Here is a 13,199-nt window from a genome sequence, read left to right as displayed (position 1 = left end):
GATCATCCCTTCACCCCTGGTTCAAGTGCCCGTGCCGGATTCGTGTGCGCAGAGTGAGCGCCTAGCCTTGTCACGGGCCGGTCTCGGAAAAGCCGGCACAGAGCCCACGACATGTGCATACGCTCCAGCGACGCGGCGTGTTCGCGGCCGCGTCACCAGGCACCTATCCTCACGCCCTGGTGAAGTCGGAGCCCAAAGGGAGGTCGCGTGAGCGACGAGGGTCGTCTGGTCGCCGATCGATACCGCATCGTCGGCCGGATCGGCACGGGCGCGATGGGGGCCGTCTGGCAGGCGCACGACGAGGTCCTGGGCCGCACCGTGGCGATCAAGCAGCTCCTGCTCCAGCCGCACCTGGACGAGCACGACAAGGAAGACGCCCGCCAGCGCACCATGCGCGAGGGCCGGATCGCGGCGCGGCTGCACCACCCGAACGCCATCTCCGTCTTCGACGTCGTCACCGACGACAACGGCCAGCCCTGCCTGATCATGGAGTACCTCAACTCCACCAGCCTGGCCGCCGTGCTGCAGGAACGCCGCACGCTGCCGCCGACCGAGGTGGCGCGCATCGGCGCCCAGGTCGCCGCGGCGCTGCGCGAGGCGCACGCGGTCGGCATCGTCCACCGCGACATCAAGCCGGGCAACATCCTGCTCGCCGGCAACGGCACGGTGAAGATCACCGACTTCGGCATCTCCCGCGCCAAGGACGACGTCACGGTCACCAAGACCGGGATGATCGCCGGCACGCCCGCCTACCTGGCCCCCGAGGTCGCCATCGGCGGCGACCCCGGCCCGGAGTCCGACGTCTTCTCGCTCGGATCGACGCTGTACGCCGCGTGCGAGGGCCAGCCGCCGTTCGGGCTGTCCGAGAACACGCTGAGCCTGCTGCACGCGGTCGCGGCCGGGCAGATCAACCCGCCGCGCCAGTCCGGGCCGCTGGCCAGCGTGCTGGCCGTGCTGCTGCACCCGGACGTCGAGCACCGGCCGACCGCCGAGGAGTGCGAGGAGCTGCTCGCGGCCGTCGCGCGCGGCGAGACGCCGCTCGGCGGCCCGGCGGAGGAGACCATGCTCGCGCCGGCCGCCGGCGTCCTCGGCGGGGCCGCGCTCGCCGACCCGAACGCGACCCAGATGTTCGACGAGATCCCCGCCGGGCACTCGGGCAGCCTGCTCGACGGGCAGGCGCCGACGCAGGCCGTCCCGTACTACGACGAGGACGACTACCCGGAGGGCACCGGCTACCCGGAAGACGACTACGACGGGTACGACCCCTACCCCGAGGACAACCGCCACGGTGGCGTGCCGCCCGGGCTGGCCGCGACCCGCGCGGTCCCGGTGCCGCCGCACGGCCAGGACGCGTACGCGGACGACTACGACGATTACGACGACGAGCCGGCCCCGCCGCCCCCGCCGCGGCCCCGCCCGCAGCAGCGGCCCGAAGACGACGACGAGAAGCCCGGCGCGTGGAAGCGCCCGGCGATCATCGGCGGCGTCGTGGTCGTGGGCCTGGTCGCCCTCGTCGTCTGGCTGCTGAGCCCGAACAACCCGGAGGCCCCGGCCGCGCCGGTGTCGAGCAGCAAGCCGAAGCCCGCCGCGACGTCGGAGTCGCTGCCGTCGACGACGGACCTGCCGACCAGCACGGTCGACCTGCCGTCGAGCACGGAGGAAGCGACGTCGTCGTCGAAGAAGACGACGTCGCGGGCCACCGAGACGGAGAGGCCGACGACGCCGAAGTCGACGACGCCGAAGCCCACGACTTCGGAGCAACCGACGACCAGCGAAGTCCCGACGACCACGCCGGTTACAACCACACCTCCAGCCGGCGGATGACCGAGGATCCGAGTTGAGTTCTGAAGGCACCATCGTCGGCGGCCGGTTCCGGCTGGACCAGCCGATCGGCCGCGGCCGCGCGGGCATCGTGTGGCTGGCGTTCGACACGCGGCTGTTCCGCACCGTCGCGATGAAGCGGATGTACCTGCCCGTCGGCGGCGGTGACCGCGCCGAGCAGGCGCGCGCGGCCGCCATGCAGGAGGGAAAGGACGCGGCCCGGATCGAGCACCCGAGCGCGATCAAGGTGTTCGACGTGCTGCCGGAGGGCCAGGACGTCTGGCTCGTGATGGAGTACATCCCCTCGCGCAGCATGGCGACGTTCCTCGCCGAGCACGGCAGGCTCACCTCGGACCAGGCGGCGGCGCTGGGCATCCAGCTCGGGAACGCGCTGGCCGCGATCCACACCGCCGGGTTCGTGCACCGCACGCTCGAGCCGGGCACGGTCCTGCTGGCCGACGACGGCGGCGTGAAGCTCACCGACATCGGCATCAGCGGCGGCGGGCCCCACGCGGCGTACGTGGCGCCGGAGGTAGTGCGCGGGCTGCCGCCGACGCCGGCCGCGGACGTCTTCTCGCTCGGCGCGACGCTCTACACCGCGGTGGAGGGCGTGCCGCCGTTCGGCGACGACGGCCAGTCGTCCGAGCGCCCGCCGCAGAACGCGGGCGTGCTCACCGAGGCGCTGCGCAAGATGCTGCGCCCGGACCCGAAGACGCGCCCGACGATGGCGGACACCGTCCGCTCGCTGAAGGCGATCACCGAAGGCCGCGAGACGGCGTTCATCCCGCCGACCGCGCCCGGGATGCCGCCGCCCCCACCCCCGCCGGCCCCGCCGTTCAACCCGGGGCTGGTGCCCGCGGCGCCGCCGATGCCGCCGTCGGGCCCGCAGTTCCAGCAGCAGATCCCGGTCTCCCCGCCGCCCCCCGGCTTCTCCGCGGCGGAGGAAACCCAGCGGATGCAGCCGGTTCCGCCGCCGACGGCGCAGTACGCGCCGGCACCGGCCGCGCCGGCCCGGCCCGCCGAGGCGTGGAACCTGCCGGTGTCGAAGAAGACGCTGGTCACCGTGGCCGCGATCCTCGCGGCCGTGCTGGTCGGCATCCTCGTTTCGGAGCTGTTCTTCGTCTAGGCCGCCTTGGCGGTCGCCGCGCGCATGGCGTCGAGCAGCGTGCGGACGGCCGGGTGGCCCGCCGCGCGCGACGCGACGGCGGCGTGGATCGCGCGGACCGGCTCCGGGTTGCGGATCCGGCGGACGACGACGCCGGGGTGCTGCGCGCCGAGACCGAGCTCCGGGATCAGGCCGACGCCGATGCCGGCGGCGACGAACCCCTGCGCCGTCTGGTAGTCCTCGGACTCGACGACGACGTTCGGCGCGAACCCGGCGGACGCGCAGGCGCTGTCCAGGATGTCGCGGCAGATGCCGGGCAGGCCGTCGACGCCGACCCACGGCTCTTCGGCGAACTCCGTCAGGTCCAGCACGCGCTTGCGGGCCAGCGGGTGCGCCTTCGGCAGCACGGCGCGGTACGGGTCGTCGAGCAGGTGCATCAGCTCGACCCCCTTGCCCGGCGGGGTCTTGCGCGGGAAGACGGTGATCGCGACGTCGGCCTTGCCCGCCTCGACGTCCGTCATCGGGTCGTCGGGTTCGACGAGCTTGAGGTCGAGGTGCACGCCGGGGTGTTCGCGGCGGACCGCGGCGATCGCGGGCGGTACCAGGGACGCGCCCGCCGTGGCGAAGTAGCGGATCGAGACGCGGCCGGTGCGGCCCTCCTTGAGCTCGGCCAGCGCCGCCTCGGCCCGGGCGAGCTCGGTGCTCAGCGTCTCGGCGTGCTCGGACAGCAGCGCGCCCGCCGGCGTCGGCCGGACACCGCGGCCGACGCGTTCGAGGAGTTCGGTGCCGGCTTCGCGTTCCAGCGCGGACAGCTGCTGGCTGATCGCGGACGGCGTGTAGCCCAGGTTGCGGGCCGCGGCGGTGATCGACCCGCTGGTGATCACGGCGCGGAGGACCTGCATGCGGCGGACGTCGAGCATGGCCCGATCGTACAGCTGAGCTTAAGTGTTCCTGCAGTTAATTTCGCTTGTCCTTACGTCTGGTTGGCGTGAAGCTGACGTCGGATCATGAAGGAGGACCGGGTGGGCGAGACGAAGACCCTGCTGCGGATCGGCGCGCTGGCGTTGATGTGGGGCTCGAGCTTCTTCTGGATCAAGCTGGGGCTGGGGATGTTCTCGCCGGTCCAGCTGGTGCTGGCGCGGCTCGTGCTGGGTGCGGCGATGCTGCTGGTGCTGTGCCGGCTGCAGCGGGCGAAGCTGCCGCGCGACCGCCGGATGTGGGGGCACCTGGCCGTCGCGGCCTTTTTCCACAACGCGCTGCCGTTCCTGCTGTTCGCCATCGGCGAGACGACGGTCGATTCGGGGATCACCGGCGTGCTGAACTCGACGACGCCGCTGTGGGTGCTGCTGGCGGCGCCGCTGATGGGGACGTCGTCGCGGATGAGCGGCGCGCGGCTGGCGGGGCTGCTGATCGGGCTGGGCGGGATCCTGCTGATCTTCGCGCCGTGGCAGGCGTCGGGCCTGCTGAGCTGGGGCGCGCTGGCGTGCCTCGCGGCGGCGGCCAGCTACGGCTTCGCGTTCGTCTACGAGGGCAAGTACCTGTCGGACTCGTCGCTGTCGCCGTACGCGACTTCGGCGGGCCAGATGCTGCTGGCCAGCGGGATGCTGGTGCTCGCGCTGCCGGCGGGCGGGTTCACGCCGGTGCACGTGTCGACCGGGCCGCTGCTCGCCATCCTGGTGCTGGGGATCGGGTCGACGGGCTTCGCGTTCGCGCTCAACTACCAGCTGCTGGCGAGCGAGGGCGCGGTCGCGGCTTCGGTGGTGGGTTACCTGCTGCCGATCGTTTCGGTGCTGCTCGGCGCGCTGTTCCTGGGCGAGCAGCTGCACCTGCGGGTGATCGCGGGCATGGTGGTCGTGCTCGGCGGCGTCGCGTTGACGCGGCTCCCGAAGCGGGCGCCGGTGGAGCCGGTGCTGGAACGGGTCTAGACGAGGCGGCGGTCGGAGGCCCAGCGGGAGAGCTCGTAGCGGTTCGAAAGCTGGGTCTTCCGCAGCACGCTCGACACGTGCGTCTCGACCGTCTTCACCGAGATGAACAGCTCCGACGCGATTTCCTTGTACGCGTAGCCGCGGGCCAGCAGGCGCAGGACGTCGCGCTCGCGGGGGGTCAGCAGGTCGAGCTCGGGGTCGTTGATCGGGGCCGAACCCGGGCGGTCGGCGAACGCGTCCAGGACGAAGCCGGCCAGGCGCGGGGAGAACACCGCGTCGCCGTCGGAGACGCGGACCACCGCGCGGACCAGTTCCTTCGACGAGATCGTCTTCGTCACGTAGCCGCGGGCGCCGGCGCGGATGACCGCGATGACGTCCTCGGCGGCGTCCGAGACCGAAAGCGCCAGGAAGACGACGTCCGGCAGCTCCGGGCGGACGCGGCGCAGCACTTCGGCGCCGCCGCCGTCGGGCATGTGGACGTCGAGCAGCACGACCTGCGGCTTCGTCCGCGCGATGCCGGCGACCGCCTCCGCGACCGACCCGGCCTCACCGACGACGCGGACTTCGTCGGTGATCGAGTCGAGCTCGGTGCGCACCCCCGCGCGGAACAGGGCGTGGTCGTCGACGAGGAACACCTTGACCGGTTCACGCTGGCTGTCCGTCACGTCGTCGAGCATAGCCGCCTCACGCCGCTCCCTTGCCCGCTTTCACCGGCATGGCGAGCTGCACCTCGGTGCCCTCGCCCGGCGCGGTCCGGACCTTGCAGGTGCCGCCGTGCCGCGTCATCCGGCCGCGGATGGAGTCGGCGAGGCCGTGGCGGTCGTCCGGGACGAGGTCGGGGTCGAAGCCCTTGCCGCGGTCGCGGACGAACACCGTGACCGCGGTCGGCTCGACCTCGGCGTAGACGCTGACCTCGTCGACCCCGGCGTGCTTGGCGGCGTTGACGATGGCCTCGCGGGCGGCCTGGACGAGCGCGACCAGCGCGTCGTCGAGTTCGGCGTCGCCGACGACGACCTGGCCGACGGAGATGGCGAAGGTGTCCTCGACCTCGCCGCACGCCGTGGCGAGCGCTTCGGACAGCTGGCCGGTCGCTTCCTCCGCGTTCTCGACCGGCTTGCCGTAGCCGTTGGGGCCGTAGAGCCAGCCGCGCAGCTCGCGTTCCTGGCTGCGGGCCAGCCGGGCGACCTCGCGGGGCTGCTCGCTCTGCTTCTGGATGAGGGCGAGGGTCTGCAGCACGGAGTCGTGCAGGTGGGCGGCGATCTCGGCGCGCTCGTCGGTGCGGATGCGGGCCTTGCGCTCGTCGGAGAGGTCGCGGACCAGCCGCAGCCAAAACGGCACGGTCAGCACGGCGACGCCGATCAACGTCGCGAGGACGGCGATCAGCGCGAACTGGACCTGGTCGAGCGTTCCGCTGCGCAGCACCACGACGGTGATGCCGGTGATCACGAGCGCGACGCCGGCGACGATCCGGATGGCGGCCGACCAGCCGCCCCCGCCGAGGAAAGCACCCGCGAAGCCGTCCTTCGCCCCGACCCGCCAGCGGCGGCGCTGCGACTCGTCGGCCTCCCGCCAGACGACCGCGAGACCGATCATGGCGACGGCGAGCGGCACGGCGACCCAGCCGCTGATGAACCCGGTGAGCGTCCCGCTGGCGACGGCGAGGCCGACCCCCAGCGCGATCAGGCCGAACGCCTGCTGCCGTTCCTTGGGCGCCGGTGCTTCCGCGGCTTCCTGGGCCTGCTGCTGCACGAACACCCAGAGCAGCCCGTAGGCGAGCAACCCGGCCCCGTTGAGCGCGGCGAGCAGCGCGAACGCCGTCCGCACCCAGAGCACCGGCACCCCGAGGTGATCGGCGAGCCCACCGGCGACCCCGGCGATCGCCCGCCCGGACCGCCGCCGGAACATCTTGGGCTTGTCCGAGACGACGACCGCCTGCTCGGTGGTCACGAGGTCGAGGGAGTCCTGCACGTGCTCCATGGTCACACGCAGGGGCTTGGGGTTCCATCGGGGAAACCCCTGATCCATTGCGTGGCCCTTCGTGAACGTCGAAGTCGTGACTACAGCGGCGACGCGGGCGCCGTGCACGGAGTAGCAGGTACCGCCGAAGCGTCCGTCGGGTGCGCAGGCACGCCTGCCGCGCTTCACGGGCCTGTTTTCGCCGCCACAGCGCGATCCCCCGGATCGTCGCGCCGGGGAGCCGGCCGTTGCGCGACCCTCTCCGGGAAACCTCAGGGACCATCCCGGATGTCCCGCCGCGGCCCGTGCCGCATGCTCTTCGGTATGAGTGGTGCGAGTGAAAGCCGGTCGTCGAAGCCGGGGGTGCTGAACGGCTTCGAGGAGACCGTCAAGGACTTCTGGGTCAGCCGGCCGCGGCGGCCGCAGGCGGGGCGGAAGGTCGCCGGGGTGGCGGCCGGAATCGGGTACCGGTACGGGGTGGATCCCGTCGTCGTGCGGATCGCGCTGGTGGTCGCGACGGTCTTCGGGGGCTTCGGGCTGACCTTCTACCTGCTGGCGTGGCTGTTCCTGCCCGGCGAAAACGACGAGGTGTCCGGCTTCGAAGGCCTCATCGGTCGGGGCCGGTCGTCGGTGTCGCCCGCCTTCGCCGTCGTGCTGGCCGTGCTCACCGTCGTCAGTGCCGGCGGGATGTTCAGCTCCACCTGGTTCGACGGGGGCGGCCTGATCGGCTTCGCGCTCATCTCCACCGCTCTCTACCTGCTGCACCGCAGCCGCGGGCACCTGAACCGGCCAGCGCCGGTCGTGGCCAGGGCGCGGACCGAGGCCTTCACCGGGAACGGAGCCTTCACCATGACCGACACCGCCGAGGCGCCGTCGCCGTCGCGGGGGTTCGACCCCCTCGCCGCCGACCCGGCCGGCTGGGACCTGCCCGACGCGGCGCCCGAGCCGCCGCGGCCGACGCCGCCGCCGTCCTACCGGGCCCCTGAGCGGCGGCCGCACTCCAAGGTGGGTTCGGTGACCTTCGCGGTCGCCGTGCTGACCGCCGGCGCCGGCGTGCTGCTGAACCTCAACGGCGCGGACTGGTTTTCCGCGCAGCACATCATCGGGCTCGTGCTCGGCGTGGTCGGCATCGGCCTGGTCGCCGGTGCCTTCGCCCGCGGCGGGGGCGGCCTGATCGGGCTCGCGGTGCCGCTGGCGATCGTCGGGATGGTCCTGACGACGGCGCCGTTCGAAAACCTCGACTTCCGCGGCGGCGTCGGCGACATCACCGAGACCCCGCGCACGGTGGCCGACGTCCGGCCGCTCTACCAGCACGCGGCCGGCGACATCGACATCGACCTGACCCAGCTGCCCCTCGGCGACCCGTACTCGACGACGATCACCAACGGCGCCGGCGACACCAAGGTCATCGTGCCGAAGGACGCCGACGTCACCTACGAGTGCCACACCGGCGCCGGCTCGGCGGACTGCTTCGACCACTCGACCGACGGCATCAGCCAGGGCGCGCTCAAGGGCACGGACAACGGCTCCGACGGCGTCGGCGGCCAGAAGATCACCCTGAAGGTGGACAACAGCGTGGGCAGCGTGGAGGTGCGACGTGGCTGAGCAGAACCCCTACGTCTACGACGAACCGGCGGACACCCAGCCCGCCAAGCGCGGCGGCGTGAACGTCTTCACCCTGATCGTCGGCATCGCGACGCTGCTGGTCTCGGCCTACGTCCTCTCGGACGGCGCGAGCTGGCTGCCCTCGTTCGACTTCCGCTGGGTGATCGCCGGCGGCGCGGTGTTCGTGGGGCTGCTGCTCCTCGGCGCTTCCTTCGGCGGCAAACGCCGACGCTGATTCAGGAACACCACTCACTCTCGAGGCCCCGGATCCCACGCCGGGGCCTCGAGTCCTGTCTACAGTGGACTCATTCCCACTCGATGGTGCCCGGCGGCTTGGACGTCACGTCCAGTACCACCCGGTTGACCTCCGCCACCTCGTTGGTGATGCGCGTGGAGATCCGCTCCAGGACGTCGTAGGGCAGGCGCGTCCAGTCCGCGGTCATCGCGTCCTCGGACGACACCGGCCGCAGCACCACCGGGTGCCCGTAGGTCCGGCCGTCGCCCTGGACGCCGACGCTGCGGACGTCCGCGAGCAGCACCACCGGGCACTGCCAGATGCTGCGGTCCAGCCCGGCCGCCGTCAGCTCCTCGCGCGCGATCAGGTCGGCCGCGCGCAGGGTGTCCAAGCGCTCCTGGTCGACCGCGCCGATGATGCGGATGCCCAGGCCGGGGCCGGGGAACGGCTGGCGCTGGACGATCGTCTCGGGCAGGCCCAGCTCCGTGCCGACCTTGCGGACCTCGTCCTTGAACAGCAGCCGCAGCGGCTCGACCAGCTCGAACTCGAGGTCGTCCGGCAGGCCGCCGACGTTGTGGTGGCTCTTGATGTTGGCCGCGCCCTCGCCGCCGCCGGACTCGACGACGTCCGGGTAGAGCGTGCCCTGGACCAGGAACTTGTAGTCGCCCTGGGCCTTGAGGTCGCGTTCGGCCTGCTCGAAGACGCGGATGAACTCGCGGCCGATGATCTTGCGCTTCTGCTCCGGGTCGGTGACGCCGGCGAGCGCGCCGAGGAAGCGCTCGCGCGCGTCCACGGTCACCAGGTTGACCCCGGTGGCGGAGACGAAGTCCTGCTCGACCTGGGTGCGCTCGCCTGCCCGCAGCAGGCCGTGGTCGACGAACACGCACGTGAGCCGGTCGCCGATGGCGCGCTGGACCAGCGCGGCCGCGACGGCGGAGTCGACGCCGCCGGAGAGGCCGCAGATCGCCCGGCCGTCGCCGATCTGGTCGCTGATCCGCTGGACCTGGTCCTCGACGATCGACGACGTCGTCCACTGCGGCTCGATGCCGGCGATGTCGCGCAGGAACCGGCGCAGCACCTCCTGGCCGTGCGGCGAGTGCGCGACCTCCGGGTGGTACTGGACGCCCGCGAAGCGACGCTTGACGTCTTCGAAGCCGGCGACCTCGGCACCGTCGGAGGAGGCCGTGACGACCGAGCCCTCCGGGGCCTTCGTGACGCTGTCGTTGTGGCTCATCCACGCGGGCTGGTGCGCGGGCAGGCCGGCGTGCAGGACGCCGCCGTCGCCGGTCACGCGGACCTCGGTGCGGCCGAACTCGCGGACGCCGGTCGGCTCGACGACGCCGCCGAGCGCGCTGGCGAGCAGCTGGTGGCCGTAGCAGATGCCGAAGATCGGGACGCCCGCTTCGGTGAGCTTCGGGTCCATGCCCGGGGCGCCTTCGGCGTACACGCTCGAGGGGCCGCCGGAAAGGATGATGGCCGCGGGGTTCTTCGCGAGGATCTCTTCGGTGGACGCGCTGTGCGGCACGACCTCCGAGTAGATCTGCGCCTCGCGGACGCGCCGGGCGATCAGCTGCGCGTACTGCGCCCCGAAGTCCACGACGAGAACCGGACCGGTGGGGTTGGGCACCTGACGACCTCCTGGCGAGAAGCGGGAATCGAGGTCCATCGTCCCAGGTGGGCTGGGTCACCCGGGATTCAGGGCCGCCCCTGTCCGCGATCGGGCCTACGGTCCGCGTATGGCTGTGAACTGGACCAAGGAACTGACCGACCAGCTCGACTTCCACTGGAACGTGCACACGCGCCCGAAGCTCGGGGGGCTCACCGACGAGGAGTACCTCTGGGAGCCGGTCGCGGCCTGCTGGACCGTGCGGCCGCGCAAGTCGGACGACGAGCCCGGCACCGGCCCGTTCACCATCGACTTCGCCTTCCCCGAACCGGCTCCGCCGCCGGTCACGACGATCGCGTGGCGGCTCAACCACGTCCTGGTCGGCGTCCTGGGCATGCGGACGGCGTCGCACTTCGGCGGCCCGGCGATGACCTACGACGACTACCCGTACCCGGGGACGGCCGCGGAAGCGATGGCGGCGCTGGACGAGTACTACGCCCGGTGGGTCGAAGGGGTGAAGTCACTCGACGAGGAGGCCCTGGCACGCCCGTGCGGACCGGCCGAAGGGCCGTACGCCCAGTACCCGATGGCGACGCTGGTGCTGCACATCCACCGCGAAATGATCCACCACTGCGCCGAAGTCCTCCTGCTGCGCGACCTGTACCGCAGCCGGTGAGCTGTAACGGGGAGTCACCGTCGGCCCGATTCACGGGTATCGAGAACGGCTTCCGAGGGGGACCTGCGCATGCTCTACCGACTCCGCCCGAAAGGCGTGCTGACCTGGTGTGACGTGCCCGGCTACGTGGTCTGCCGCGCCGACGACCAGCCCCCGCCCGACTGGGAGCGGCTGTCGTGGGTGCCCGCGGAGACGCGCGAGTTCAGCGCCGACCTCCTGCGGATCGCCGTCCGGTACGGCGCGCGCTCGGGCAGCGGGATCATCCTCGACGCCCGGCACACCGAGGACCTGGGCCGGGCGGACGAGCTGCGCTGCGACCGGATCGCCGCCGCGCTGGCCCGGGCGGACCGGTGCGAGAGCGCGGACGAGGACCTGGAGTGGACCCGCGCCGAGGCCGCGGCCCGCCAGGCCGAAGCGGACCTCGCCGAGCTCCTGGCGGTGCCGCCGCAGCCGCACCTGGTCGCGCACTGGTGCCGGCTCGGCGGCCACTACCCCGACTGACGGACCGCCTCGTGGGTGTTCAGGGGGTCTGACCCTCCTGAACACCCACGACCGGGCGGCGGGGCAGGAGCAGGAAGCCGAGGGCCAGGCCGAGCAGGGCCGGGACGCCGTGGTTGTCGTGCGCGACCGTGTCCACCACGGCCAGCACCGGCACCGCGAACGCCATGACCCGGAACTGGATCGGCAGCACCACGCCGTAGCGGCGGGAAGCCGTCATCACCACCGCCGCCAGGCCGCCGATCAGGCCCGCCACGCACATCGAGTTGCCCGCCCCGACCGGGTTGAGCCACACGTAGCTCGTGAACTGGCCGAAGAGGCCGCAGCCGAAGTACAGCAGCAGCCAGCGGGCGCGGCCGAACACGCGCTCGGCGAGCGTGCCGAACACCACCAGCCAGAGCAGGTTCGACACCAGGCCGAACGCCCGCGCGTCCTGGAAGAACATGCCCGTCACCAGGCGGTACCACTCGCCCGCGTCGATGCGGGCCGCGTCGCGGACGACGTGGTCGTAGAGCCCGCGGGCCGTCAGCTGCGCGATCCCGCACGCCAGCGTCACCGCGAACACCGCGGCCGTCAGGTACGGGCGGCGGGTGGCCCCGGTGAGGGCCGCGAACGGGTTGCGGGATGCGGCGCGCGTGCTCATGGACGAAAATCTAGGCGCGTCCCCGCCGCCACACCCCCGACGTTTGTCACGTTCAGCCCAGGGAAGGCACCACCATGCGAGCGACAGTCATCTACGGCGCCGGCGACGTCCGGGTCGAGACCGTGCCGGACCCGGAGCTGGCCGAGCCCACCGACGTCATCCTGCGGGTCGTGCGGTCCTGCATCTGCGGCAGCGACCTCTGGCCCTACGCCGACATGCCGCCGCGCGAGCACGGGCGGCGGATCGGCCACGAGTTCCTCGGCGTCGTCGAAGAGACCGGCGCCGACGTCGAAACCGTCAAGAAGGGCGACCTCGCCGTCGCGCCGTTCGTCTGGTCCGACAACACCTGCGAGTTCTGCCGCGAAGGCCTGCAGACGTCCTGCCTGCACGGCGGCGGCTGGGGCGCGAAGGGCGTCGACGGCGGCCAGGGTGAGGCCGTGCGCGTGCCGCAGGCCGACGGCACCCTGGTCAAGCTGCCGCACACCGAGGACGACGACCTGCTCGCGTCCCTGCTGACGCTGTCGGACGTCTTCTCCACCGGCCACCACGCCGCCGTGAAGGCGCGCGTGCGCGAAGGCCAGAACGTCACCGTGATCGGCGACGGCGCGGTCGGGCTCTCCGCCGTCCTCGCGGCGAAGCGCCTGGGCGCCGACCGGATCGTCCTGATGGGACGGCACCAGGCCCGCACCGACCTGGGCCGCGAGTTCGGCGCGACCGACGTCGTCGCCGAGCGCGGGGACGAAGGCATCGAGAAGGTGCGCGAACTGACGAACGGCCAGGGCACGCACGCCGTGCTCGAGTGCGTCGGCACGAAGGGCGCGTTCGAGATGGGCGTCGGCGTCGTGCGCGCGGGCGGCGCGGTCAGCCGCGTCGGGCTGCCGCAGTACGAAGACGCGCCCGCCGGCGTCGGGGTGTTCCGCCGCAACGTCACCATCACCGGCGGCGTCGCGCCCGCCCGGCACTACATCCCCGAACTGCTGCCGGACGTCCTCGAGGGCAGGTACCAGCCGGGTCGCGTCTTCGACCGGACCATCGACGTCGAGGGCGTGCCGGACGGCTACCGCGCGATGGCGGACCGCGAAGCGCTGAAGGTGCTCATCAAGCCGTGACCCGTCCGGGTGGGGGTCCC

Annotated in this window: 13 protein-coding genes; 8 read left to right on the top strand and 5 right to left on the bottom strand. The window is 72.3% G+C overall.

Going from position 1 to position 13,199, the window contains the following annotated elements; all coding sequences use genetic code 11:
* Positions 1-207 precede the first annotated feature (207 nt).
* Complete coding sequence (locus AB0B33_RS08455) at positions 208-1,824, top strand: protein kinase (protein ID WP_360768371.1); 1,617 nt, start codon at positions 208-210, stop codon at positions 1,822-1,824.
* 13 nt (positions 1,825-1,837) lie between these two features.
* A complete protein-coding gene (locus AB0B33_RS08450; RefSeq protein WP_360768368.1) occupies positions 1,838-2,947 on the top strand; it encodes a serine/threonine-protein kinase in 1,110 nt (369 codons plus the stop codon).
* Here the strand turns inward: AB0B33_RS08450 and AB0B33_RS08445 are convergent.
* Positions 2,944-3,846 carry a LysR family transcriptional regulator gene (locus tag AB0B33_RS08445; protein ID WP_360768364.1) on the bottom strand — a complete coding sequence of 301 codons (903 nt, stop codon included), beginning with the start codon at positions 3,844-3,846 and terminating at the stop codon, positions 2,944-2,946. The genes AB0B33_RS08450 and AB0B33_RS08445 overlap by 4 nt on opposite strands.
* 102 nt (positions 3,847-3,948) lie before the next feature.
* On the opposite strand from AB0B33_RS08445, the gene AB0B33_RS08440 reads away from it, so the two are divergent.
* Positions 3,949-4,851: a DMT family transporter gene (locus tag AB0B33_RS08440; protein WP_247014950.1), complete on the top strand. Its 903-nt coding sequence runs from the start codon at positions 3,949-3,951 to the stop codon at positions 4,849-4,851.
* On the opposite strand, the gene AB0B33_RS08435 is transcribed toward AB0B33_RS08440, so the two are convergent.
* Positions 4,848-5,528: a response regulator transcription factor gene (locus AB0B33_RS08435; protein ID WP_103353375.1), complete on the bottom strand. Its 681-nt coding sequence runs from the start codon at positions 5,526-5,528 to the stop codon at positions 4,848-4,850. The genes AB0B33_RS08440 and AB0B33_RS08435 overlap by 4 nt on opposite strands.
* A gap of 7 nt (positions 5,529-5,535) precedes the next feature.
* Positions 5,536-6,828 (bottom strand): PspC domain-containing protein, encoded by a 1,293-nt coding sequence (locus AB0B33_RS08430; protein WP_360768360.1) that lies wholly within the window; start codon positions 6,826-6,828, stop codon positions 5,536-5,538.
* 303 nt (positions 6,829-7,131) lie between these two features.
* Between AB0B33_RS08430 and AB0B33_RS08425 the strand changes: the two genes are divergently transcribed.
* A complete protein-coding gene (locus AB0B33_RS08425; RefSeq protein ID WP_360768358.1) occupies positions 7,132-8,412 on the top strand; it encodes a PspC domain-containing protein in 1,281 nt (426 codons plus the stop codon).
* Positions 8,405-8,647 (top strand): hypothetical protein, encoded by a 243-nt coding sequence (locus AB0B33_RS08420; protein ID WP_086856211.1) that lies wholly within the window; start codon positions 8,405-8,407, stop codon positions 8,645-8,647. Before AB0B33_RS08425 ends, AB0B33_RS08420 begins: the two co-directional genes overlap by 8 nt.
* Before the next feature lie 70 nt (positions 8,648-8,717).
* Here the strand turns inward: AB0B33_RS08420 and guaA are convergent, their stop codons facing one another.
* Complete coding sequence (gene guaA / locus AB0B33_RS08415) at positions 8,718-10,274, bottom strand: glutamine-hydrolyzing GMP synthase (protein WP_247014956.1); 1,557 nt, start codon at positions 10,272-10,274, stop codon at positions 8,718-8,720.
* 109 nt (positions 10,275-10,383) lie between these two features.
* Between guaA and AB0B33_RS08410 the strand changes: the two genes are divergently transcribed.
* Together AB0B33_RS08410 and AB0B33_RS08405 are read left to right on the top strand one after the other, a co-directional pair.
* A complete protein-coding gene (locus tag AB0B33_RS08410; protein ID WP_360768354.1) occupies positions 10,384-10,929 on the top strand; it encodes a DinB family protein in 546 nt (181 codons plus the stop codon).
* 69 nt (positions 10,930-10,998) lie between these two features.
* Positions 10,999-11,430 (top strand): hypothetical protein, encoded by a 432-nt coding sequence (locus AB0B33_RS08405; RefSeq protein WP_360768351.1) that lies wholly within the window; start codon positions 10,999-11,001, stop codon positions 11,428-11,430.
* A gap of 19 nt (positions 11,431-11,449) precedes the next feature.
* Here the strand turns inward: AB0B33_RS08405 and AB0B33_RS08400 are convergent, their stop codons facing one another.
* A complete protein-coding gene (locus tag AB0B33_RS08400; RefSeq protein ID WP_360768349.1) occupies positions 11,450-12,070 on the bottom strand; it encodes a rhomboid family intramembrane serine protease in 621 nt (206 codons plus the stop codon).
* A 74-nt stretch (positions 12,071-12,144) separates the two neighbouring features.
* On the opposite strand from AB0B33_RS08400, the gene AB0B33_RS08395 reads away from it, so the two are divergent.
* Positions 12,145-13,179 carry a zinc-dependent alcohol dehydrogenase family protein gene (locus AB0B33_RS08395; protein WP_360768346.1) on the top strand — a complete coding sequence of 345 codons (1,035 nt, stop codon included), beginning with the start codon at positions 12,145-12,147 and terminating at the stop codon, positions 13,177-13,179.
* Positions 13,180-13,199 lie beyond the last annotated feature (20 nt).

It is taken from the genome of Amycolatopsis sp. NPDC049159, from assembly GCF_040648295.1.
In the GTDB taxonomy this organism is placed as follows: Bacteria; Actinomycetota; Actinomycetes; order Mycobacteriales; family Pseudonocardiaceae; genus Amycolatopsis; species Amycolatopsis pretoriensis_A.
This window is presented reverse-complemented; position numbering and strand designations above follow the sequence as displayed.

Bases quoted from the DNA above. Each gene is read 5' to 3' on its own strand.
- AB0B33_RS08445 (WP_360768364.1), bottom strand. From the start codon at position 3,846: ATGCTCGACGTCCGCCGCATGCAGGTCCTCCGCGCCGTGATCACCAGC.
- AB0B33_RS08435 (WP_103353375.1), bottom strand. From the start codon at position 5,528: ATGCTCGACGACGTGACGGACAGCCAGCGTGAACCGGTCAAGGTGTTC.
- AB0B33_RS08430 (WP_360768360.1), bottom strand. From the start codon at position 6,828: ATGGAGCACGTGCAGGACTCCCTCGACCTCGTGACCACCGAGCAGGCG.
- AB0B33_RS08425 (WP_360768358.1), top strand. From the start codon at position 7,132: ATGAGTGGTGCGAGTGAAAGCCGGTCGTCGAAGCCGGGGGTGCTGAAC.
- AB0B33_RS08410 (WP_360768354.1), top strand. From the start codon at position 10,384: ATGGCTGTGAACTGGACCAAGGAACTGACCGACCAGCTCGACTTCCAC.
- AB0B33_RS08405 (WP_360768351.1), top strand. From the start codon at position 10,999: ATGCTCTACCGACTCCGCCCGAAAGGCGTGCTGACCTGGTGTGACGTG.
- AB0B33_RS08400 (WP_360768349.1), bottom strand. From the start codon at position 12,070: ATGAGCACGCGCGCCGCATCCCGCAACCCGTTCGCGGCCCTCACCGGG.
- AB0B33_RS08395 (WP_360768346.1), top strand. From the start codon at position 12,145: ATGCGAGCGACAGTCATCTACGGCGCCGGCGACGTCCGGGTCGAGACC.